The 20,968-nt window shown below is 62.7% G+C and carries 17 protein-coding genes and 1 riboswitch; of the genes, 7 read left to right on the forward strand and 10 right to left on the reverse strand.

The genetic code is table 11. The annotated features are described in order from the left end of the window. Nucleotides 1–17 precede the first annotated feature (17 nt). The 3 genes from ACYU7Q_RS05780 (at nucleotide 18) to ACYU7Q_RS05790 (ending at nucleotide 3,680) form a co-directional block, all read left to right on the forward strand. A complete protein-coding gene (locus ACYU7Q_RS05780) occupies nucleotides 18–2,636 on the forward strand; it encodes a thiol protease/hemagglutinin PrtT (protein ID WP_460608477.1) in 2,619 nt (872 codons plus the stop codon). An 8-nt stretch (nucleotides 2,637–2,644) separates the two neighbouring features. Next, nucleotides 2,645–3,136, forward strand: coding sequence for a hypothetical protein (locus ACYU7Q_RS05785; protein WP_460608478.1), 492 nt, complete (start codon nucleotides 2,645–2,647; stop codon nucleotides 3,134–3,136). An 85-nt stretch (nucleotides 3,137–3,221) separates the two neighbouring features. Continuing rightward, complete coding sequence (locus ACYU7Q_RS05790) at nucleotides 3,222–3,680, forward strand: hypothetical protein (RefSeq protein WP_460608479.1); 459 nt, start codon at nucleotides 3,222–3,224, stop codon at nucleotides 3,678–3,680. A 4-nt stretch (nucleotides 3,681–3,684) separates the two neighbouring features. On the opposite strand, the gene ACYU7Q_RS05795 is transcribed toward ACYU7Q_RS05790, so the two are convergent. Together ACYU7Q_RS05795 and ACYU7Q_RS05800 are read right to left on the reverse strand one after the other, a co-directional pair. Continuing rightward, a complete protein-coding gene (locus ACYU7Q_RS05795; protein WP_460608480.1) occupies nucleotides 3,685–5,166 on the reverse strand; it encodes an amino acid permease in 1,482 nt (493 codons plus the stop codon). Between the two features lie 233 nt (nucleotides 5,167–5,399). Continuing rightward, nucleotides 5,400–5,491, reverse strand: a riboswitch (SAM riboswitch). Between the two features lie 167 nt (nucleotides 5,492–5,658). After that, nucleotides 5,659–7,638: a TonB-dependent receptor plug domain-containing protein gene (locus tag ACYU7Q_RS05800; protein WP_460608481.1), complete on the reverse strand. Its 1,980-nt coding sequence runs from the start codon at nucleotides 7,636–7,638 to the stop codon at nucleotides 5,659–5,661. A 170-nt stretch (nucleotides 7,639–7,808) separates the two neighbouring features. Here ACYU7Q_RS05800 and ACYU7Q_RS05805 point away from each other — a divergent pair, with 170 nt between their 5' ends. Beyond that, nucleotides 7,809–10,292, forward strand: a complete 2,484-nt coding sequence (locus ACYU7Q_RS05805; RefSeq protein WP_460608482.1) for a M1 family aminopeptidase — start codon at nucleotides 7,809–7,811, stop codon at nucleotides 10,290–10,292. Nucleotides 10,293–10,403: 111 nt separating this feature from the next. Here the strand turns inward: ACYU7Q_RS05805 and ACYU7Q_RS05810 are convergent, their stop codons facing one another. The 5 genes from ACYU7Q_RS05810 to ACYU7Q_RS05830 form a co-directional block, all read right to left on the reverse strand. Further along, nucleotides 10,404–11,150 carry a carbonic anhydrase gene (locus ACYU7Q_RS05810; RefSeq protein WP_460608483.1) on the reverse strand — a complete coding sequence of 249 codons (747 nt, stop codon included), beginning with the start codon at nucleotides 11,148–11,150 and terminating at the stop codon, nucleotides 10,404–10,406. Nucleotides 11,151–11,315: 165 nt separating this feature from the next. Next, entirely contained in the window at nucleotides 11,316–11,507 is a 192-nt protein-coding gene (locus ACYU7Q_RS05815) for a hypothetical protein (protein ID WP_460608484.1), read from the reverse strand. 79 nt (nucleotides 11,508–11,586) lie between these two features. Continuing rightward, nucleotides 11,587–13,230 carry a SulP family inorganic anion transporter gene (locus ACYU7Q_RS05820; protein WP_460608485.1) on the reverse strand — a complete coding sequence of 548 codons (1,644 nt, stop codon included), beginning with the start codon at nucleotides 13,228–13,230 and terminating at the stop codon, nucleotides 11,587–11,589. A gap of 133 nt (nucleotides 13,231–13,363) precedes the next feature. After that, entirely contained in the window at nucleotides 13,364–14,761 is a 1,398-nt protein-coding gene (locus ACYU7Q_RS05825) for a sensor histidine kinase (RefSeq protein ID WP_460608486.1), read from the reverse strand. Nucleotides 14,762–14,805: 44 nt separating this feature from the next. Continuing rightward, nucleotides 14,806–15,486 carry a response regulator transcription factor gene (locus ACYU7Q_RS05830; RefSeq protein ID WP_460608487.1) on the reverse strand — a complete coding sequence of 227 codons (681 nt, stop codon included), beginning with the start codon at nucleotides 15,484–15,486 and terminating at the stop codon, nucleotides 14,806–14,808. Nucleotides 15,487–15,827: 341 nt separating this feature from the next. Here ACYU7Q_RS05830 and ACYU7Q_RS05835 point away from each other — a divergent pair, with 341 nt between their 5' ends. From ACYU7Q_RS05835 to ACYU7Q_RS05845, 3 genes are read left to right on the forward strand one after another with little or no spacing between them, the layout of a single operon-like run. Continuing rightward, nucleotides 15,828–16,418 (forward strand): (2Fe-2S)-binding protein, encoded by a 591-nt coding sequence (locus ACYU7Q_RS05835; RefSeq protein ID WP_460608488.1) that lies wholly within the window; start codon nucleotides 15,828–15,830, stop codon nucleotides 16,416–16,418. A 26-nt stretch (nucleotides 16,419–16,444) separates the two neighbouring features. Next, nucleotides 16,445–17,470 (forward strand): FAD binding domain-containing protein, encoded by a 1,026-nt coding sequence (locus ACYU7Q_RS05840; RefSeq protein ID WP_460608489.1) that lies wholly within the window; start codon nucleotides 16,445–16,447, stop codon nucleotides 17,468–17,470. Beyond that, nucleotides 17,467–19,707 (forward strand): xanthine dehydrogenase family protein molybdopterin-binding subunit, encoded by a 2,241-nt coding sequence (locus ACYU7Q_RS05845; protein WP_460608490.1) that lies wholly within the window; start codon nucleotides 17,467–17,469, stop codon nucleotides 19,705–19,707. Before ACYU7Q_RS05840 ends, ACYU7Q_RS05845 begins: the two co-directional genes overlap by 4 nt. A gap of 90 nt (nucleotides 19,708–19,797) precedes the next feature. Here the strand turns inward: ACYU7Q_RS05845 and ACYU7Q_RS05850 are convergent, their stop codons facing one another. From ACYU7Q_RS05850 to arr, 3 genes are read right to left on the reverse strand one after another with little or no spacing between them, the layout of a single operon-like run. Continuing rightward, complete coding sequence (locus ACYU7Q_RS05850; protein ID WP_460608491.1) at nucleotides 19,798–19,935, reverse strand: hypothetical protein; 138 nt, start codon at nucleotides 19,933–19,935, stop codon at nucleotides 19,798–19,800. Continuing rightward, nucleotides 19,916–20,506 carry a zeta toxin family protein gene (locus ACYU7Q_RS05855; RefSeq protein WP_460608492.1) on the reverse strand — a complete coding sequence of 197 codons (591 nt, stop codon included), beginning with the start codon at nucleotides 20,504–20,506 and terminating at the stop codon, nucleotides 19,916–19,918. The genes ACYU7Q_RS05850 and ACYU7Q_RS05855 overlap by 20 nt, the downstream gene beginning before the upstream one ends. Then, nucleotides 20,506–20,943, reverse strand: a complete 438-nt coding sequence (arr, locus tag ACYU7Q_RS05860) for an NAD(+)--rifampin ADP-ribosyltransferase (RefSeq protein ID WP_460608493.1) — start codon at nucleotides 20,941–20,943, stop codon at nucleotides 20,506–20,508. The genes ACYU7Q_RS05855 and arr overlap by 1 nt, the downstream gene beginning before the upstream one ends. Nucleotides 20,944–20,968: the final 25 nt, after the last annotated feature.

Here is a 20,968-nt window from a genome sequence, read left to right on the forward strand (position 1 = left end):
ACTCAACTTTCTGTGCCATGAAAAAAAACCTACTCCTGCTACTGTTCCTGCTGGTGTGGCTGCGGCCCGCCGCCGCGGCCCCCATCGACGAGGCCACGGCCCGCCGCGCGGGTGCCGCGTTCCTGGCCACGCGCACCGCACACGGCCTGTCCGCCGACGCCCCGCTCGCCCTGGCCTACCGCGCCGAAATGGGCGGGGCGGCCCCGGCCGCGGCGTTTTACGTGTTTGCCACCCCGGCTCCGGGCTTCGTGCTGGTGGCCGCCGACGACCAGGTGACGCCCATCCTCGGCTACTCCGACCAGTCCGGTTTCGATGCCGCCCACCTGGCCCCGCAGGTGGCCAAGTGGCTGGAAGGCTACCGCGCCGACATTCGCCGGGTGGTGGCCACCCACGTAGCGGCTACGCCCGACATCACAGCCGCGTGGCAGCAGCTGCTGAGCGGCACGCCCGGCACGGCCAGCCGGCCCAGCGCCACCGCGGCCGTGGCCCCGCTGGTGGCCACCCGCTGGAACCAGTCGCCGTACTACAACGACCTCTGCCCCTACGACACCCCCGGCGGCGGACGCTCCGTGACCGGCTGCGTGGCCACCGCCACCGCCCAAATCATGAAATACTGGAACTACCCGGCCACCGGCGCGGGCTTCCACTCCTACAACACGGCCAGCTTCGGCACGCTCTCGGCCAACTTCGGCACCACCACCTACCAATGGACGGCCATGCCGAACTCCGTGACCTCGGCCAACACCGCCGTGGCCACCCTCATGTACCAGGTGGGCGTGAGCGAGGACATGGGCTACAGCGCCCACTCCAGCAATGCCTACGTGATATCGGCCGCCACCAACGTGCCCAACTGCGCCGAGTATGCCCTGAAAACCTACTTCGGCTACCGCCCCACCATGCAGGGCCTGCTGCGCCAGCCCTACACCGACGCGCAATGGCTAAACCTGATGAAAACCGAGCTCGATGCCAGCCGGCCCATCATCTACGCGGGCTTCGGTACCGGGGGCGGACACTGCTTCGTGGCCGATGGCTACGATGCCAACAACTTCCTGCACTTCAACTGGGGCTGGGGCGGGGCCTACGACGGCTACTTTTCCATCAATGCCGTGAACCCCGCCGGTCTGGGCACCGGCGGCGGCGCCGGCAGCTACAACAGCGGCCAGCAGGCCATCATCGGCATTCAGCCGCCGGCCGGCACCACCCAGGGCGGCGGCACCACCACCCCCACCGCCGCCATGGCCCTAAATAATACCGTGACGCTATCGGCTCCGGCCCTGGCCTACGGGCAGGCATTTTCGGTAAGCACCAACCTCATCAACACCGGCACGGCCGCCTTCGCCGGCGACTACTGCGCCGCCGTATTCGACCTCAACAATGCCCTGGTCGACTACGTGGAAACCAAAACCGCCCAGTCCCTGCCCGCCGGCTACACCTACACCGGCAACCTGAGCTTTGCCACCGCTGGCCTGTTCAGCGTGCTGCCGGGCACCTACAAAATCGGCATCTTCTACCGCCCCAGCGGCGGCAACTGGCTGCTGGTGGCCGACCGCAACGGCTACACCAACCTGCCCCAAATCACCGTAGGCAACGCCAACACCATCCGGCTGAACTCGGCCATCACCGCCACGCCGGCCACCTTCACCCAGGGCCAGGCCGCATCCGTCAACCTCAACATTGCCAACGCCAGCACGGGCACCTTCACCGGGCAGTACCAGGTCAATCTGTATAATCTCGATGGCAGCTTCGTGCAAACCATCAACACCTATAACGAAACCACCGGCCTGCCCGCCGGCTATACTTATCAGGCCCCGTACCTCACGTTTAGCACCACCGGCATCACGGCCGCGCCGGGCACCTACCTGCTGGCCGTGCTGCACAAGCCGACCGCCGCCACCACCTGGCAGCTTACCGGCACCGGCACGTTCCAGAACCCCACGCGGGTGACGGTGCAGGCCGCCGCCCTCCAGGCCGACGCCTTCGAGCCCGACGACGCCGTGACCACCGCCGCCCCGCTGGCCCTCACGTTTACCAATAATGCGGCCACCCGCGCCACCACCGGCTCCAACTGCCACGCTACCACCGACGTGGATTACTACCGTGTGAACCTGCCGGCCGGCAACAGCTACAGCATCACGGCCCGCCTGCACGACTCCTACAGCAGCGCCAACGGCCAGACCTACTCGCTCGACGCCCTCTTTTCCTACTCCCTGGACGGCGGCACCACCTGGTCGACCACCTACGACGATGTGATGCCCGGCCCCATCACGCTGGGCAACGGCGGCACGCTCTACGTGAAAGTAGCGCCCTATTTCGCCGGCAACATCGGCACGTATTTGTTTGATATGAGCGTGAGCCGGGCGGCGGCCACGGCCACCGCACCGGCGGCCCTGGCCGCCCAGGTAGGCCTCTTCCCCAACCCCGCCCACGAGGTGTTGACCGTGGATGTGCGCGCCTTGCCGGCCGCCGTGGCCGCCGTGCGCCTGCTGAGCCTCACCGGGCAGGTGGTGTACGAGACCCGCCGCGTGCCGGCGGCCACGCCGCTGGCTATTCCGGTGGGCGGGCTGCCCACCGGCCTCTACCTCGTGCAGCTGTCCACCAGCGCGGGCCTTATCAGCAAAAAGATTTCGGTAGAATAAGCAGCAGCATGAAAACGACCCTGTACCTGATTATCGCCACGATAGCCGGCTGTAGCACCGGCCGCGTAGCCAAGTCGCCGCTGGCAAAACCGCAGCCCCTAGCGGCCAGCGCCCCCGCCATCCTCTACAAAACCAGGGCCGACTACCACGACCTGGTGCCCGTGACGCTGAGCGATGACCGCCGCAGCATCGTGGCCTACCCCGCACCGTCCGACGTGTCGGGCCACCTGTCCCAGCCCACCGCGCTGGCCCAGGGCTACTGGCTCGATAACCGGGGCATCGGCCCGAACGTGGCCTTCCTCAAGCTCACCTACGCCGACTACGCCCAGCTGACCACCGCGCCCTCACTGGCTGATATGGATGCCCTGATTGTGGACCGCGACCCGCTCACGGCCCTCTGCGACTGCGGCCCCCGCGCCGCCTACGCCAATCCCACCACCGACTTCAACACCCTCATCACAGCCGGCCGCCTGCCCAGCCGCTGCAAGGTGCTGAAGTAGCCGGTTGTGGCGTGGGCCGCGCCGCCCGCGCCACAACCGCCCGCCGGGGCCGCCGTAGAACCGGCACATCCTCCCCCACTTTCTCATGGCCCGCATCATCGTCGGTTTGTTCACCAGTGCCTCCGAAGCCGAGTTTGCCGCCGCCCAGGCGCAGGCGGCCGGCCTCGCCCCTGGCACCATCCATATTGCCACTCAGGAAACCCTCCAGGCCCAGAACCTGCCCGATGCCGGCGCCCCCCCCGAACCCTTCCGCGAAAGCGTGACGCGGTTTTTTACGGACCTGTTCAGTGGCAGTCAACTGGATGATGCGCACGCTCACATCGCCGCCACCGGCCCCGAGCACGCCGTGGTCACCATCGAAACCGCCACCTCCGCAGAAGCCGAGCTGGGCCGCGCCGTCCTCGACCGCTGCGGGGCCGTGGATGTGTACAAGCAACGCCCCCTCACTCCCACTCCCGATGCCGGTGAGATTGACCTGGAAGGCGACCTCGGCCGGGTGCGTGATGATGAGGAGCTGGACGCAAACGGGCTCACCACGCATTGAAGAGTCAGGAGTTAACAATAAGCTCGCTCTTAACTCTCCCAACCGCCTCCCGGGCCAGCCGTAGCTTGCTGTTCTTCTTGCCATAGCCGAAGTAGATAATCATGCCCAGCGCCAGCCACACGATGAGACGCAGCCAGGTTTCCCACGGCAATGAGGCCATCATCACGAGGCATACCACGATGCCCAGGATGGGCACCACCGGTACCCACGGCGTGCGGAAAGAGCGCGGCGCATCGGGGTTGGTTTTGCGCATGATGAGCACGCCGAGGCACACCATTACGAAGGCCAGCAGCGTGCCGATGCTCGTCATTTCGCCCACCACCGAAATGGGCACGAAGCCCGCAAATAGCGCAATGAAGCACCCCAGCAGCAGGCTGGACTGAAACGGCGTGTTAAATTTCGGATGCAGCCGCGAGAATACCGGCGGCAGCAGCCCATCGCGCGACATCGAGAAAAACACCCGCGACTGCCCCAGCAAATCAACCAATATCACCGATGTGTAGCCGACGAGAATGGCCAGAATCACAGCCGATGACAGCCAGGCGTAGGGCGTTTTCTCGATGGCAATGGCCACCGGCGCGGCGCTGTTCTTGAACTCGGTGTAATTGGCCAAGCCCGTGAGCACGTGCCCAAACAGTACAAACAGCACCGTGCACACCGCCAGCGAGCCGAGGATGCCGACGGGCATGTTGCGCTGCGGGTTCTTGGTTTCCTGCGCCATGGTGGCCACGATGTCGAAGCCGATGAAGACGAAGAATATCACGCCTGCCCCGCGCAGAATGCCGCTCAGGCCGAATTCGCCGAAGGTGCCCGTATTGGCCGGGATGTAGGGCTGGTAATTGGCGGGGGCGATGTACTGCCAGCCCAGCGCGATGAACACCAGTACCACGGCCACCTTCAGGGCCACCACCAGCGCGTTGAACCACGCCGAGCCCTTGGTGCCCCGCGTGACGATGGCCGTAATGGCCAGCACGATGAGCATGGCCGGCACGTTTACGTAGCCGTGCACGGTGCTGCCGTCGGCCAGCGTGGCCGACTCAAACGGCGACATCACCAGCCGCGCCGGAATATGCAGCCCGTATTTTCCCAGAAACTTGATGAGGTACTGCGACCAGCTGATGGCCACCGTGGCCGCGCCCACCGAGTACTCCAGCACCAAGTCCCAGCCAATAATCCAAGCAAATAGCTCGCCCATCGTGGCATAGGAATATGTGTAGGCCGAACCCGACACGGGCACCAGCGCCGCAAACTCGGCATAGCACAGCGCCGAGAAAGCACAGCCCACGGCGGCCACAATAAAGGAAATGGTAACGGCCGGCCCGGCATTGTTGGCGGCCGCAATGCCGGTGAGCGAGAACAGGCCCGCCCCGATAATAACGCCGATGCCAATGGCAATCAGGCTCACGCCGTTCAGGCTACGTTTGAGCGTATTCGCCCCCGTTTCGGCTGCTTCCGCGCGAAGCAGCTCCAGTGATTTTTTTAACATAAACAGATAGAAACGCGCCACGCCACCGCCCCACCCGGGGCGGCCGTGCCGCAAAGCAAAAAGCCCGTAAAAAGGAATTGGTATGCGCCGGCCGCAGCGTCAGCTACGCGGCGCGAGTGCCCGCACTCAACAGCAACAACAGCCCATCCGCATTCGGCCTATCAGCAACGAACGGGAACGAAAAACACCAGAAAAAGCAAGCGAGGCAGCGGAAACAGCGGGCACGGCAGTTGTTTTTATATGGTCAGGAATTGGCACCGGTCCGCGGTTGCGGGTGGTTGCCGGCGCGTCGTCGAGCCTGTCTCTCAGCGCCTCTGTATAAAAACAATCCTTCCGGGAGGAGGAATTGATGGGGCAAAGGTAAGGCCGGGCGGCTGCACGGGCCAGCGGTGGCGTTGGGTAGCCCAAAAAGAACGGCCTGCTGAGCGTTGCGCTCAGCAGGCCGTTCTTATTTCCTTTGCTCCAAGCCGCTGCGGCGGCGCGGCTCTGCCCCTACCGCCGCAGCGCCAGCCGCGCGCCGGCCATCAGCCAGCGGCCGGGCATTTGGGCGCCCAGCAGGTCGGAGTATTTCGCGTCGAACAAGTTCTGGGCCTGGGCCACTACCCACAGGCGCTCGGGCAGCAGCGCCACATCCAGCCGGCCGTTGATGACCACGTAATCGGGCGTAAGCTGGGCATCGTTCACGGTGGCGCTGGCCACGGTTTGTTGGCCGGTGCGCTGCTTATACACCCCGCCCAGGCTGGCCGTGAAGCGGCGGTGCACCAGGCTTACGCTGCCACTCACTAGCTGCTTCGCCACGTTGCTCAGGTATTGCGACGTGATGTTGCCGTCGATATTCAGGTGAGTGTAAGTGTAGCCCACGCTGCCTTCAAGCCGCAGACCCTTGCTCAATTGCGCGCGGGTGCTGGCTTCAAATTCCAGCCCCTGCGTGCTCACGGCAAACAGGTTTTCGGCCAGGCGATAGGTGGCGGCGGGGTTCAGGTTGGTCAATCCGGTAGCCGCAATCACCTGCGCGCCGGGCTGGCTCACGTAGTCAATCAGGTTGCGGCCGTAGCGGTTGAAATAGGTGCCGCGCAGCGTGAGGGCCGGCAGCGGCTGGAAATCGAGGCCGCCTTCGTAGCTCCAGGTGCGCTCCGCGCTCAGGTGGGGGTTGCCCACATTGAAGCCCGTGGGCACCGTGCCCGGCCGGATGGACGAATAATACTGCTCCGTAAAATTGGCCGCTCGAATAGCCCGGCCCACGGCACCGCGCACCGTCAGCTTGTCGCTCAGGTGCTGGCTGGCGGTGAGCTGGGGCACTACTTCGGTGCCATAAGCCTGGTCGTGGTCGAGGCGCAGGGCCGCCGTGACGCTCAGGCCGCTGGTGGGCATGAGGCCAGCCACGGCAAAAGCCCCCTGGTGCCACACCGCGTGAATGCCCTGGTCGTTGCTGCGCACGCGGCGGCGGTCGGCCTGCCCGCCCAGGGTCAGCTGCACCTTGTCGGAAAAGCGCAGCTGGTGCTGGGCCTGCACGTTGAGGTAGTGCATGAGGTGGCTGCTGGCCACGGAAGCGGGCGTGTAGAGGTAGTCGTCGGTGCTGGAGGTGCCCACCAGCTGCAGCTCGGTGCGGGCGCGGGTGTTCCAGTCGTAGCGCAATTGCCCTTGGTACCAGTCGCGCGAGGTGGTTTCGCGGGCGCGGTCGCCGGCGTTGGTCGTGTAGAAGTTCTGGGCGTTGTAGTCGCGCCGGTCGAAGCTGGCACGGGCGGCGGCGCTCAGCTTGGGGCTGATTTGATAAGCGCCCGAGAGCGAGTAGGTATTCAGCTTGAAGTCGTTGCGCCCGCCGCCGGGCAGGTTCAGCAGCTGGCCGCTGGCGGTGTTGTTGAGAATGCCGCCGGCCAGCCGCAAACCCTTGTCCTGGCCGTAAAAGCCGGCGTTGGTGGTTTTCAAATCGTACTCGCCGGCCATGAAGGTGCCACCGATTTCCACGCCATCGGGGCGGTGCGTGGCGGCGAAAGTTTTGGTGACGATGTTGACGAAGCCGCCCACGGCGTCGGGGCCGTAGAGGGCCGCGCCGGGGCCGCGCACCACTTCAATCTGCTCAATTTCGGCGGGCGTGATGGGCAGATAGCCCGCGAAGTGGCCCGTGAGCGGGTCGTTCAGCCGCATCCCATCCAGCAGAATGAGTACCTGATTGAAGGTGGAGCCGCGCAGCGTAATGTCGGCCTGCGTCCCGAAGTTGCCCCGGCTCTGCATCTCGATGGCGGGCAGCAAGCGCAGCAAATCATCAAGCGAGGCCACCGGGTACTGGCTGAGCGTGCGGCCGGGAACCACGGTCACGTAGCGGCCGGTCTGGCCAGCCACCTGGTCGAGGCGGGTGCCGTACACGGTCACCTCGTTGAGGGCGCGGGCGCTGTCGGCCGGGGTACTTTGGGCCAGGGCGTTAAAAGTGAAAAGTGTGCAAAAAAATGGGCTGGCGTAGTGCGTAAGTCGCATTCATTGGTGGGTTGGTGGGGGTGCAAAGCTACTATAGCGTGAACTCTGCGAGTCCGTACATCGTCAGGGCCGTCTCGCCCGGGCACGCTACTTTCGTGCTTCCAGCCGCAACGTTGGCCCGTTACCCGCGTCCTTCGCGCGAAACTCCCATTTCTCCATTTCGTTTCTCCATGAAGCACCTTTTCGCGCTGGGCCTGCTGGGCCTGGCGGCCACCAGCCCGGCTTTTGCACAGGCTCCCACCCCGCCGACGGCCAAGCCTGAATCCCCTTACCGCGCCTCGGCCACCAAGGTCAACGACCTGGTGCATACCAAGCTCGACGTGCGTTTCGACTACGCTAAGCGCCACCTGCTGGGCAAGGAGTGGGTCGCGCTCAAGCCCCACGCCTACCCCACCGACACGCTCCGCCTCGATGCCAAAGGCATGGACATCAACGTCGTGGCATTGATGAACGGCACTACGCAAACCCCGCTAAAATATGATTACGCCGATGGCATGAACCTGCGCATCAACCTCGGCCGCGTTTTCAAGCCGGGCGAGGAGTACACGATTTACATCGACTACGTGTCGAAGCCGGACGAGTTGAAAGTGAAGGGCTCGGCCGCCATTACGGATGCCAAGGGCCTGTACTTCATCAACCCCGATTCGACGGTGAAGGGCAAGCCGGTCCAAATCTGGACGCAGGGCGAGACGGAAGGCTCGTCGGCCTGGTTCCCCACCATCGACCGCCCCAACCAGAAAACCACCGAGGAAATCTCGATGACCGTGCCCGCCAAGTACGTGACGCTCAGCAACGGCCGCATGGTGAGCAGCACGCCCGCCGGCCCCGGCCTGCGCACCGACGTGTGGAAAATGGAGCTGCCCCACGCCCCCTACCTGTTTATGATGGCCGTGGGTGACTTCAAAATTTACAAGGACACCTGGCGCGGCAAGGAGGTTAACTACTACCTCGAACCCAAGTACGCGCCCTTCGCCAAGCAGATTTTCGGCAACACACCCGACATGATGGAGTTTTACTCCAACCGCCTCGGCGTGGAGTTTCCGTGGAACAAGTATGCCCAGATTGTGGCCCGCGACTACGTGAGCGGCGCCATGGAAAACACCACCGCCACCTTGCACGGCGAGCAGGTGCAAATGACCGACCGCGAACTGATTGACCGCGAATACGGCTCTGAATCGGTGATTGCGCACGAGCTGTTCCACCAGTGGTTCGGCGACTACGTGACGGCCGAAAGCTGGTCCAACATCACCGTGAACGAGACGATGGCCGACTTTTCGGAAGGCCTCTACGCCGAACATAAATACGGCAAGGATGCCGCCGATGCGCACTACTACCGCTACCTGCGCCGCTACCTGGCAAGCCCGCGCGATGCCGCAAAAACCCTCGTGCGCTTCCATTACGACGAGCAGGAGGAGGTTTTCGACCTCGTAAGCTACCAGAAGGGCGGGGCCATTATGGACATGCTGCGCACCTACCTCGGCGACGATGTATTCTTCGCCGGACTCCAGAAATACCTCAAGGATAATGCCCTCGGCAACGGCGAGGCGCACCAGATGCGTCTGGCTTTTGAAGCCGTGTCGGGCCAAGACCTGAACTGGTTCTGGAACCAGTGGTACTTCGCCCCCGGCCATCCCATCGTGACCATCGACTATGCCTGGGATGCGGCTAAAAAGGCTGAAACGGTGACCGTGAAACAGACCCAGGCCGGCCAGACCTTCCGCCTGCCCTTCACCATCGACTACTACGTGGACGGCAAGGTGATGCACCAGCCCGTGACCATGACGGAGGCCACCCAGACCTTCACCATGCCCCTGTCGGCCAAGCCCGACCTGGTGAACGTGGATGCCAACAAGAAGACGCTGTGGCTGAAAACCGACAACAAGACGGCCGCCGAGTACGCCTTCCAGTACGCCCATGCACCGCTGTTTGTTGACCGCCGCGAGGCCATCGACGCGGCCGCTAAAGACCAGACCATTGCAGCCAATCGCAGCACGCTGTTGGCCGCTCTCAACGACAAGTTCTACAACAACCGCTTAGCCGCTGTGGAGGCGTTGAAACTGGATAATAAGGACGTGGCCAAAGTGGCCGCGCCTGCCCTGCGCAAGCTGGCAGCCACCGAAAAGGAACCTTGGGTGCAGGCCTCGCTGCTCGGCGCCCTGGCCAAGCTGAAGGACAAGAAGGACGAGAAGTACTTCACCAAGCAACTCAACAGCCAGTCGTACAGCGTGCAGGGTGCCGCCCTGCGCGCCTTGGCCATGGTGCAGCCGGCCCAGGCCCTGATCCGTGCCAAAGCGCTGGAAAATGACAGCCAAAGCGCCCTCGCACAAGCCGTAGTGGCCACTTACGCCCAGGCCGGTGGCCCCGCCGAATGGGCTTACGTACGCGATAAATTCGACGCCGCCCGCCCCCAGGCCAAGTTCAGCCTGGCCGAGCCCATGGCTGGCATGATGGGCCGCCTCGACGACCCAACGGCCTTTGCCGAAGGTGTGACGCGTCTGCGCGACCTCGGCGTGAAGTACAAAGCCTACGGCGCCGACCGCATGGTGCTGGGCCTGCTCCAGACCGCCAACAAAGCCCAGGCCAGCCGCGGCCACGCCGCCGAAGCCCAGGCTGCCGTCGACAAAGCCACGCAGGAACTGCAAGCCGCCAAGTAACCGGGCCCACTTGCTTGCCCGAAACCCAAAAAAGCCCTGCCGCAATGCGCGGCAGGGCTTTTTTGTGGGTGGTCGGTAGGGATTCGGGAAAAACGGAAAGGTCGGGTGTGCCTATTTCTTTTCGGCTACAACTTTCTTATCAACTACTGCTGCCTCTTTGGCCGGGTCGTGCTTGGGGCCGTCGTAGGAATTGGCGTCTTTGTCTTTTTCGACTTCGGGAGTCGCAGCCTCGGTAGCGTAGATGTGCTCCATGGCATCCATCACGTCGCGGCCGTCCACGTTCAGGTCTTTGAGCACACCATCGGCGATGTCGTAGACGAGGCCGTGCAAGCGGGGCGGGTTGTCGCCGCGCATGGCGTTCTGGATGATGTTGGTTTTGGCGAGGTTGCGCACCTGCTCAATCACGTTCAGCTCCACTAGGCGGCGGGCCCGCTGCTTGTCGTCCTTGATGCGCAGGTATTCGGCTTCGTGCAGCCGGATGACGTCGCGGATGTTCACCAGCCAGTTATCAATCAGGCCGTACTGCTTGTTTGCGGCCGCTGCGGCCACGCCGCCGCAGCCGTAGTGGCCCACCACCAGAATGTCTTGCACGCCCAGCACTTCCACAGCGTATTGCAGCACGCTAAGCAGGTTCATATCGCTGTGCACCACCAGGTTGGCAATGTTGCGATGCACGAACATCTCGCCCGGGCCCGTGCCCGTAATGCCCGAAGCCGGCACCCGCGAATCGGAGCAGCCGATGAACAGGTACTTCGGCTTCTGGCCGTTGGCCAGGTTCTTAAAAAAGTTGGGGTCCGAAGCGTTGCGGTCGGAAACCCATTTCTTATTGTTTTCGAGAATTTTGCTGATTCCAGCCATAGTGAGGGAATTTTTAGCGCCAATTGCGCTGCCGAAGCAGCTTTTCCGGCGCATGGTGCTTGGCAACCCGGCCGGGCGGCAAAGCGAAAAGGCACTGCCAAGGTAGCGCCAGTGAGTAGTGATACTTCTTATCTGCAGCGTTTACGGGCGCAGCTCCGACACCGTTCAGGCGCTGCGGCGGCGGTAGTTGTGCACGCCACTAGCCGCACGGCCGGTGATGAACGGCCGCGTGCCGCGCGACATCGTGAGCGTAGTCACGGCAACTACCCCAGGCGTTTCGCCGGTGCTGGCCGCCGCGCCAGATGCTGATGAATCACCAGGTAGCTTCTGCATCTGGCCAGTGCTTTTTTCGGTCATGTTTGATAGAAAATGAAATTAGGCCAGGCAGAAATTGAACGTCATACCTTGCTGCACCTGGCATAATGTTCGGGCAATTTTAATGCGCCCCCAGCGCCACCTGCCGGATGCCGCGCAACTCCAACGCAATGCCCCGGGCCGGGGCGGCCTGCCGGAAGGCTTCGATGGCTTCGAGCACGTCGTGGTCGATGACGTCGGAACGGGTGCCGTCGAGGATGACACGGCTGTTGGCGGGCAGTTGGTCCAGCGTGGTCACAATGCTGGCTTTGTTGAGGAAGGAAACATGCTCGGGCAGGCGCAGGTGCAGGGGAGCATTGGGGCTTTCGGCGTTGTCCGCCGAGTCGTCGCGGCGCAGGTAGGAACCGGCCTTGGCATTATCGCGCAGAATGAAGAAGAAGCCCAGCACCAGCCCAATGCTCACACCCTTCAGCAAATCGGTGAAGAGCACCGCCACAATGGTAATAATGAAGGGGATGAACTGCTCGCGGCCCAGCTGCCACTGCTTGCGGTAGAGGGCCGGCGTGGTCAGCTTGAAGCCCACCATCAGCAGCACCGCCGCCAGCGCCGACAGCGGAATCAGGTTCAGCACCGCGCCCAGAAACAGAAGGCTCGTGAGCAGCAGCAGGCCGTGGATGAAAGCCGACATTTTGCTCTGCGCGCCGGCCGCGATGTTAGCCGACGAGCGCACGATAACCGCCGTGAGCGGCAGGCCGCCCAGCAGGCCGCTTACCAGGTTGCCCGCGCCTTGCGCCATTAGCTCGCGGTTGGTAGGCGTATGGCGCTTCTGCGGGTCGAGGTTGTCCACGGCTTCCACGCTGAGTAGCGTTTCGAGCGAGGCCACGATGGCAATGGTGAAGGCCACGCCGTAGGTAGCAGGGTTGCGCAGGGCGTTGAAATCGGGGAAGGTCATCTCGCGGGCCAGTTGGCCCAGCGACGACAGCACCGGCAGCTTCACCAGGTGTTCGGGGCGCACCTGCATATCGAGCGCCACGGCTTTCAGCAGCTGGTTGATGCCCACGGCGGCCAGCACGGCCACCAGCGCGCCCGGCACCAGCCGCGACCAGGACTGGCGCTTCACCGGGGCCGTATTCCAAAGCAGCAGGATAATCAGCGACACCACGCCCACCAGCACCGAGCCGGGACTCAGCCCTTTCATGGCCGCGCCAATGGCCGAGAACGTGTTCATGCCATTGAACTGCAGGAAGTTCATGTCCTCAAAATAGTCGGCATCGGCCCCAAAGAAGTGCGGCAGCTGCTTCAGAATCAATATAATACCAATGGCGGCCAACATCCCACGAATAACCGCCGCCGGGAAATACAGGGCAATGATGCCCGCCCGCGCCAGCCCCAGAATAATCTGGATAACGCCCGCCACGGCCGTAGCGGCCAGCACCGCCGGCCACGAGCCCAGCGTGGAAATAGCCGACAGCACCACCACCGTGAGGCCGGCCGCCGGCCCGCTCACACTCACCGCCGAGCCGCTGAGCACGCTCACCAGCACCCCGCCCACGATGCCCGTAATCACGCCCGCCAGCAGCGGCGCGCCCGAGGCCAACGAAATGCCCAGACACAGCGGCAGCGCCACCAGAAACACCACCAGCCCCGCCGGGGCATCCTGCCCGATGGTGCTGAATAACGATGCTTTCGGCCGGGGCTCGGCGGGGGCAGCGGGCGGCGCGATGGGAGTCCCCGTCTGGGCCGGCGAAGAAATTACCTGGGTCATAACCTTGGGGTTGCAGCGTGCCCCAAGCCTTAAAAAGGAGCTTGGCGGCAATACCGAACACAAGGTTACGCGGGCGCTATTAAGGCCGAATTAAAGGCAAATTAAAAGGGGATTAAAATCCAAAAACCAGGCTTTACGTCGACGGAACAGGCCATTCCAGCCATACCTGCGTGCCCTGCCCGGGCTCGCTTTCCACGCGCACGGTGCCGCCATGCAAGGCCATAATGCGGGCCGCCAGCGGCAGCCCGATGCCGTGCCCCGGCACCGCCCGCGCCGAGGCCGCCCGAAAAAACGGCACGAAAACCTGCTGCAAGTCGGCTGCCGAGAGGCCCGGCCCTTCGTCGCTCACCAGCAGCGAGAGGTGCTTGTGGCGGCGGGCCAGCGTGGCCGTTACCGTACCGCCCGTGTCTTTCGAGAACTTGCAGGCGTTGTCCAGAACGTTGAGCACGGCCGAGAGCAGCAGCGCCTCGTTGCCACGCACAACGAAGGATTCGGCCTCGCCGAAATCCAGGTCGACGCGGCAGGTGGGATGGCGGCGCAGCAGCTGCTCGTGAGCCTGCAGCAGCAAGTCGTCGAGGCTAACCGGCGCCATGGGCACCTGCGAAGGGTCATCGGAGGCCCGGGCAATTTGCAACAGGCCGTTGGTGAGGTTGTTGAGCTGGCGGGCCGAGTCGAGGGTGCTTTGCAGCACGCGGCGGTACTCGGCGGGCGGGCGCTCGGCCTGTAGCAGCGAAACTTCCAGTTCGCCGATGAGAGCTGCGAGCGGCGTGCGCAGCTCGTGCGAGGCGTCGCGCACGAAGGTGCGCTGGCCCACGAAGGCCGCTTCCAGACGGTCGAGCAGGCGGTTGAAGCGCTGGGTGAGCAGGCCGATTTCGTCGGTGGTTTCGCCGGTGCGGGTCAGGCGCTGGCTGAGGTCGGTGGCCGTGATGCCGTCGACTTCGCGCACCATGCGGCGCAGGGGCCGCAACGCCCGCCCCGCAAAAAACCAGCTGCCCGCCCCCGCCACCACTACCGCCACCAGGAAGCCCAGCGCCAGCAGCCGCCGCAGCTCATTCAGCTGCTGGCGGCTGTCCTCGTCTATTGAAGAAGCCACTACCACCAGCGGCCCCAGGCGAGCATCGCGGTAGAGCAGGCCCACGGTTTCGTGGTAGTTGGTTTCGGGCTCGAGCACGGCCTGGCCGTTGCGGCGCACTTCGGCCAGCCACGCGGGTGGCGCGGGCCGGGCCGCCCCCTGCCCTTCCCGGAAAACCAACTGGTTTTCGGCGTCATATACCCGGCCCTGCTCGGCCGGCAGCGTGCGGTAGAGCTGGCGCAGGTAACGGCGGTACGAGGCTTCTTCGCCGGCATCGGTGCGACCTTCCTGGCCCGCCACATAGGCGTGCCCGACTACCAGCGTGCGCTTGAACAGGCTCTGAGTGAACGCATTTCGACGCGACTGCTGCGTGGCGAAATAGATAACCAGCGCAAACAGCAGCAGCGTCACGGCCAGAATGGTCCCGAACTGCAAAGCAAGGCGGAGGCGAATGGACATTATTCAGAAACTGGCAGGGTAATCGGCTGTCATTGCGAGGCTGACTACCCCTCATTTTTCATCACGTACCCCATCCCCACCAGCGTATGAATCAGCTTGGGCTCAAAACCCTTATCCACTTTCTTCCGCAGGAAATTGATGTACACGTCAATCACATTCGAGCCCGTATCGAAGCTCAAATCCCAGACGTGTTCCAACAAATCGGCCCGCGAAACCACGCGGTTTTGATTGCGCAGCAGATACTCCAACAGCGCAAACTCGCGGGCGGTGAGCTGAATGGCCTGGCCGGCGCGCTCCACCCGCTTGGCGCCGGGGTCGAGGCTGAGGTCGGCCAGATGCAGAATGGCTTTGGGCGCGGGGGCTTCGGTGCGGCGGCGCACGAGGGCGCGCAGCCGGGCCAGCAGCTCATCGAAAGCGAAAGGCTTGACGAGGTAGTCGTCGGCCCCAGCGTCTAGGCCGCGGATTTTGTCGTCGGTTTCGCCCAGCGCGGTGAGCATGAGAATGGGCACGCCGGGGTCGTGGGCGCGCACCTGCCGGCACACTTCGAGGCCGCTGAGGCCGGGCAGCATCTGGTCGAGAATCAGGCAGTCATACCGATTTTCCTGGGCCCGGCGCAGGCCCAGCAGGCCATCGGCGGCGAGGTCGACGGTGTAGTCCTGCTCCGTCAGGCCCTGGTGCAGGAAGGCGGCTACCGAGGGTTCGTCTTCAACTAAAAGGATTTTCATGGGGCGGGAAGGTAGCGCCGTTTCGGAAAACGGGCGTCCGGCTGGTAGCTGGTGAGCGAATAAATGGCAGCAATATGGCAGGACAGAAGGACTGGGCCAATACGCTATATTTCTGCTAATACAACCCTTTTACGGATGTGGTGCAGCCCGCAGCGGGAGTTTCTCAGAATTGCCCAAATTTTCATATCATCTTCATTCTAATTGATTATTAGCCTTTCCCAGCTGCTTGGTTGTGCTTACCCGAGCGCCTTGCCTGACCAACCCTGCTAACAGGCAGAACACTGACCGAAAGCACCCGTAGGCGAATAGCAGTATCCACAACCTTACGCTATTCTTTCATTATGAGCCAAGTTACCCAAGCCTCGCCGGCCCCGCCGCCGGAGGCCCTGGCCCCGACGCAAGCCGTTAGCCTCAACATCAACAACCAGGCCCACACCCTCCAGATTGCGCCCTGGACCACCCTACTCGATGCCCTGCGCGAATACCTCGACCTAACCGGCACCAAGAAGGGCTGCGACCACGGCCAATGCGGCGCTTGCACGGTGCTGGTGGATGGCAAGCGCATCAACTCCTGCCTCTCGCTGGCCGTGATGCACGAAGATTCGCACATCCAGACCATCGAAGGCCTGGGCACCGAGGACAAGCTCAGCCCACTGCAACAGGCGTTTATCGACCACGACGCCTTCCAGTGCGGCTACTGCACGCCGGGCCAGCTTTGCTCAGCCCAGGGCCTCATCAACGAAGGCAAGGCCAAAACCGAAGCCGAAGTGCGCGAGCTGATGAGCGGCAACATCTGCCGCTGCGGCGCCTACAGCAACATCCTGAGCGCGGTCATGGAAGTGCTTAACAGCGAAGGATTAATCATTGAGGACAAAGCCTGGTCGGCCGGCGCAACAAAGCCGGACATGGCCCCGGTTGAACCGCCGAAGTAATATCCTTCACTCCTCATTTCAGTAAGATGAACCCTTTCACATTCACCCAAGCCACGGCCGTGGAGGCCGCCGTGCAGGACAAAGCCGCACACGACGACGCGGCCTACATCGGCGGCGGCACCAACCTGCTTGACCTGATGAAGGAAAACGTGGCCCGTCCCACGCACCTCATCGGCCTCAAAAAGCTGGGCCTCGACACCATCGAAAACCTGCCCGATGGCGGCCTGCGCCTCGGCGCCCTCGCCACCAACGCCGACACCGCCTGGCATCCCGAGGTAGAAAAACGCTACCCGCTGCTCAACCAGGCCATTCTGGCCGGGGCCAGCCCGCAGCTGCGCAACATGGCCACTGATGGCGGCAACCTGATGCAGCGCACCCGCTGCTACTATTTCTACGACCTGGCCACGCCCTGCAACAAGCGCGAGCCCGGCTCGGGCTGCTCGGCCATCGGCGGCTACAACCGCGTGTGCGGCATCCTGGGCACCAGCGACCAGTGCATCGCCACGCATCCCTCGGATATGTGCGTGGCCCTGGCCGCCCTCGACACCACTGTGCGCGTGAGCGGCCCCAACGGTGAGCGCACCATCAAGTTTGAAGATTTCCACCGCCTGCCCGGCGACCACCCCGAGCGCGACAATACACTGGAGCCCGGCGAGCTCATCACCGGCCTCGACCTGCCGGCCAAGGGCTTCTCAACCAATTTCAGCTACCTGAAGCTGCGCGACCGCACCAGCTACGCCTTCGCGCTGGTGAGCGTGGCAGCGGCGCTGGAGTTGGAAGGCACCCTCATCAAGGATGCCCGCCTGGCGCTGGGCGGCGTGGCCCACAAGCCCTGGCGCGACAAGGAGGCCGAGGCGATGCTCGTCGGCCAGCACGCCACGGCCGACACCTTCCGCCGCGTGGCCGCCAAGGTGCTCGAAAACGCCAAAGGCTACGGGGCCAACACCTTCAAGATTGAGCTGGCCAAGCGTGCCATCGTGCGCGCGCTCAAGCAAGCCACCGAAATGAATCAGGCGTTCGACGCCAACGCCTTCCAAAACTCTAACCCATGAGCCACACCACCGACTACATCGGCAAACCCACCAACCGCGTCGATGGCCCAGCTAAAGTGGCCGGTACCGCCAAGTACGCCGCCGAATTCAACGTCCCCAATCTGCTCTACGGCTACGTGGTGAGCAGCCCAATTGCCAAGGGCAAAATCACGAAAATTGATGCCGCGCCGGTGCGGGCGCTGCCGGGCGTGCAGGAGGTTTTCACGCACGAAAACGTGCCTGGCTTCGCCTTTCTCGACCGCAGCTATAAGGACGACGTGGCCCCCGGCGGCTCGCCCTTTAGGCCGCTGCACGACGCCGAAATCAAGTTTAGTATGCAGCCCGTGGCGCTGGTGGTGGCCGACACCTTTGAGCTGGCCCGCTATGCCGCGTCCATCCTGCACATTGAATACGAGGAAGAAGCGCACGAAACCGAGCTGGTGAAGCACATCGACGAGGCGTATGAGCCTGGCCGGGGCAAAACCGGCTACAAGCCCCCGAAGTCGCGCGGCAATTTTAGCAAGGGCTGGAAGGAGGGCGTGGCCCACATGGAGGCACAGTACTCGCACCACGCCCAGCACCACAACCCCATGGAGATGTTCGCGAGCACCGTGGAGTGGCTGGTCGATAAGAGCCTGAATATCTACGACAAAACGCAGGGTGCCTTCAACAGCCAGCAGTACGTGATGAAGGTGTTCGGGCTGAACAAGGACCAGGCCCGCGTAATTTCGAAGTACACCGGCGGCGGCTTCGGCTCTGGTTTGCGGCCCCAGTACCAGCTGTTTCTGGCCGTGATGGCCTCGCTGCAACTGGAGCGGTCGGTGCGCGTGTCGCTCACCCGCCAGCAGATGTTCAGCTTCGGCCACCGGCCCGAAACCTTGCAGCACGTAGCCCTTGCCACGGCGGCCGACGGCTCACTCACGGGCATCAACCACTTTGCCGTGGCCGAAACCTCGCAGTTTGAGGATTTCACCGAAAACGTGGTGGGCTGGAGCGGCACGCTCTACGACTGCAAAAACGTGGAGCTGGGCTACCGCCTAAGCAAGCTCGACGTGTTTTCGCCGCTCGACATGCGCGCGCCCGGCGCGGCCTCGGGCTCTATTGCCTTGGAAATTGCGATGGACGAGATGGCCTACGCCGCCGGCCTCGACCCGCTCGAATTCCGCATTCGCAACTACTCCGATTTCGACCAAGCGCAAAACCTCCCCTACTCCAGCAAAGCCCTGCGCAAGTGCTACGCCGAGGGCGCAGCTAAATTCGGCTGGGAAAAACGCACCGCCGAGCCCGGCTCGATGCGCGACGGCAAGCTGCTGGTGGGTTGGGGCATGGGCGGCGGCATCTGGGATGCTTCCAAGCAGCCCGCCGTAGTAAAAGCCAGCCTTGACGCCGATGGCCACCTCACCGTGAGCAGCGGCACCAACGACATCGGCACCGGCACCTACACCATTATGACGCAGATTGCGGCCGAAAGCATGGGCCTGCCCATCGAAGCCGTCACCTTTGTGCTGGGCGACACTACCTTGCCCGAGTCGCCGCTGCAAGGCGGTTCCTGGACGGCTGCTTCCGTGGGCAATTCCGTGGTGGAGGCCTGCACCAAGCTAGGCGAAGCTCTGCTAAAGCAGGCCCAGAAAATGGACCACCCGGCTTTCAAAGACGCCAAAATCGACGACGTGAAATTTGCCAACGGCCAGCTGCGCCTGCGCTCCGACGAAACCCAGGCCGTCGTGCTGCGCGACCTCGTGCAGGCCAGCGGCGAGCCCAAAATCGAAGCTGAAAACTCCACCGTGCTGGCCAAGCTGGAAGCGCTGAAGCCGCCGAAATACTCCATGCACGCCCACAACGCCGTGTTTGTGGAAGTGAAAGTGGACCCGGAGCTGATGACCGTGCACGTCACCCGCGTGGTGAATGCCGTGGCCGCCGGCCGCATCATCAACCCCAAAACCGCCCGCAGCCAAGTCCTCGGCTCCGTAGTCTGGGGCATCAGCTCGGCCCTGATGGAAGAATCGGTAATGGACCACCGCTTCGGCCGCTACATGAACCACAACTACGCCGAATACCACGTCCCCGTGAACGCGGACATCCACGACATCGACGTAATTTTCGTGAGCGAGGAAGACGATAAAGTCAACCCGCTCGGCATCAAAGGCCTGGGCGAAGTAGGCCTGCTGGGCGTAGCCGCCGCCGTTACCAACGCCATCTACCACGCCACAGGCAAGCGCGTGCGCGACCTGCCCGTCACGATTGACAAGCTGCTGTAGAAACTCCAGCGGCTAGTGCTGCTGAAGTGACATTAAAACGCCCCGCAACTGGTTAGTTGCGGGGCGTTTTAATGTCTTATCCATTTATAATCAGGCTTTTAGCTTCACTACCTTGCCGTTCTCAGAAACCACCACATAAGAGTTGGTTTGGCGCTTTTTGACTAAAAGCCGCTCAATAGCCAGCTTGCCGCCTTGCAGCACCTTCTCTTTAATTTCGGTCTGGTTCATAATTCGCTAGTTGATGGATGGCTTTCCACTTGGGTAAATCTACAACCTTATATGAGGCATTACCCTGCCCTTCGGCAATTAGTTCGGGCTGCGTTTGGGAATTATCGATAAGCAGCCAGTAATCCACCCGGCTTTTATACAGGTTCAGAAAGTTGCGTAGTCCCGCCTGATAGCGGCGGGCAATAACCTCAGCGGGAATATTATGTCCCCCCTCCGCCACGCGGGCCTGAACCCTTGCAACGGCCAGTTCAACACTGTCGAGCCAATAATAAATCAGAGTGACAGTATAGCCCTGCGCTTTGGTGCGGTCAATCAGCCCCGCGAAGCTGCGAGTTGCCAGCGTCGTTTCGAAAGCGAAATCCACCTCTTGTGTCGTTAACTCTTGCAACCGGCGCAACATGATTCTGCCTGCTTCAATCGAAACTGTTTCTGGCTGAAAAGGCGAAAGCCCTCGCGCAATTTCATCTGCATTCACGAACTCCCGCACCTGCAAAAGCTCCGGCAAAACGGTAAAGGAAGCTGTGGTTTTGCCGGCTCCGTTGCAACCGGCAATGATATAGAGACTGGCCATTAATTAATGATTTTTGCATTCGAATCCGCTCTAAGATTCGCCAGCTTTTCGCGCCATACCTGGAGCTCTTCGGGTGTTATTCTCACCCAATCCGTCACTTCGCCAACGATTTTCAAGGGTGCCTGACTGCGATACGAGCGAGTTGGATTACCGGGAAATTTCTTATCCGTCACGTTCGGGTCATTTTCAAAGCTGCCCGTCGGCTCGACAATGTAAACTCGTTCGTGCCCGTCGCCTTTGGCCAGGGCGGCTGCAAGCCCCGCTCCATTGGGCAGGGCAGTGAAATAAATGTGATTCATCACGACTTCGGGGTGATAATTCGAGTTGAACCCCGCGGTCAGAAATTCACCAACCGGCAAATCTGCTTTCGTCCCGTGGTAGAAAGGACCGTTGTCCAGAACATCAGGCTTGTTTGATACGGCGTTTTCGTTTTCCATCCTTAGTGAAGAGGTGTTTTGAGAT

Source organism: Hymenobacter terrigena, assembly GCF_054776515.1.

What these genes read in the sequence shown, in the direction of transcription:
- arr (WP_460608493.1), bottom strand. Translation starts at nt 20,943, where the DNA reads ATGGAAAACGAAAACGCCGTATCAAACAAGCCTGATGTTCTGGACAAC.
- ACYU7Q_RS05815 (WP_460608484.1), bottom strand. Translation starts at nt 11,507, where the DNA reads ATGACCGAAAAAAGCACTGGCCAGATGCAGAAGCTACCTGGTGATTCA.
- ACYU7Q_RS05800 (WP_460608481.1), bottom strand. Translation starts at nt 7,638, where the DNA reads ATGCGACTTACGCACTACGCCAGCCCATTTTTTTGCACACTTTTCACT.
- ACYU7Q_RS05780 (WP_460608477.1), top strand. Translation starts at nt 18, where the DNA reads ATGAAAAAAAACCTACTCCTGCTACTGTTCCTGCTGGTGTGGCTGCGG.
- ACYU7Q_RS05835 (WP_460608488.1), top strand. Translation starts at nt 15,828, where the DNA reads ATGAGCCAAGTTACCCAAGCCTCGCCGGCCCCGCCGCCGGAGGCCCTG.
- ACYU7Q_RS05830 (WP_460608487.1), bottom strand. Translation starts at nt 15,486, where the DNA reads ATGAAAATCCTTTTAGTTGAAGACGAACCCTCGGTAGCCGCCTTCCTG.
- ACYU7Q_RS05790 (WP_460608479.1), top strand. Translation starts at nt 3,222, where the DNA reads ATGGCCCGCATCATCGTCGGTTTGTTCACCAGTGCCTCCGAAGCCGAG.
- ACYU7Q_RS05840 (WP_460608489.1), top strand. Translation starts at nt 16,445, where the DNA reads ATGAACCCTTTCACATTCACCCAAGCCACGGCCGTGGAGGCCGCCGTG.
- ACYU7Q_RS05810 (WP_460608483.1), bottom strand. Translation starts at nt 11,150, where the DNA reads ATGGCTGGAATCAGCAAAATTCTCGAAAACAATAAGAAATGGGTTTCC.
- ACYU7Q_RS05785 (WP_460608478.1), top strand. Translation starts at nt 2,645, where the DNA reads ATGAAAACGACCCTGTACCTGATTATCGCCACGATAGCCGGCTGTAGC.
- ACYU7Q_RS05845 (WP_460608490.1), top strand. Translation starts at nt 17,467, where the DNA reads ATGAGCCACACCACCGACTACATCGGCAAACCCACCAACCGCGTCGAT.
- ACYU7Q_RS05805 (WP_460608482.1), top strand. Translation starts at nt 7,809, where the DNA reads ATGAAGCACCTTTTCGCGCTGGGCCTGCTGGGCCTGGCGGCCACCAGC.
- ACYU7Q_RS05850 (WP_460608491.1), bottom strand. Translation starts at nt 19,935, where the DNA reads ATGAACCAGACCGAAATTAAAGAGAAGGTGCTGCAAGGCGGCAAGCTG.
- ACYU7Q_RS05825 (WP_460608486.1), bottom strand. Translation starts at nt 14,761, where the DNA reads ATGTCCATTCGCCTCCGCCTTGCTTTGCAGTTCGGGACCATTCTGGCC.
- ACYU7Q_RS05795 (WP_460608480.1), bottom strand. Translation starts at nt 5,166, where the DNA reads ATGTTAAAAAAATCACTGGAGCTGCTTCGCGCGGAAGCAGCCGAAACG.
- ACYU7Q_RS05820 (WP_460608485.1), bottom strand. Translation starts at nt 13,230, where the DNA reads ATGACCCAGGTAATTTCTTCGCCGGCCCAGACGGGGACTCCCATCGCG.
- ACYU7Q_RS05855 (WP_460608492.1), bottom strand. Translation starts at nt 20,506, where the DNA reads ATGGCCAGTCTCTATATCATTGCCGGTTGCAACGGAGCCGGCAAAACC.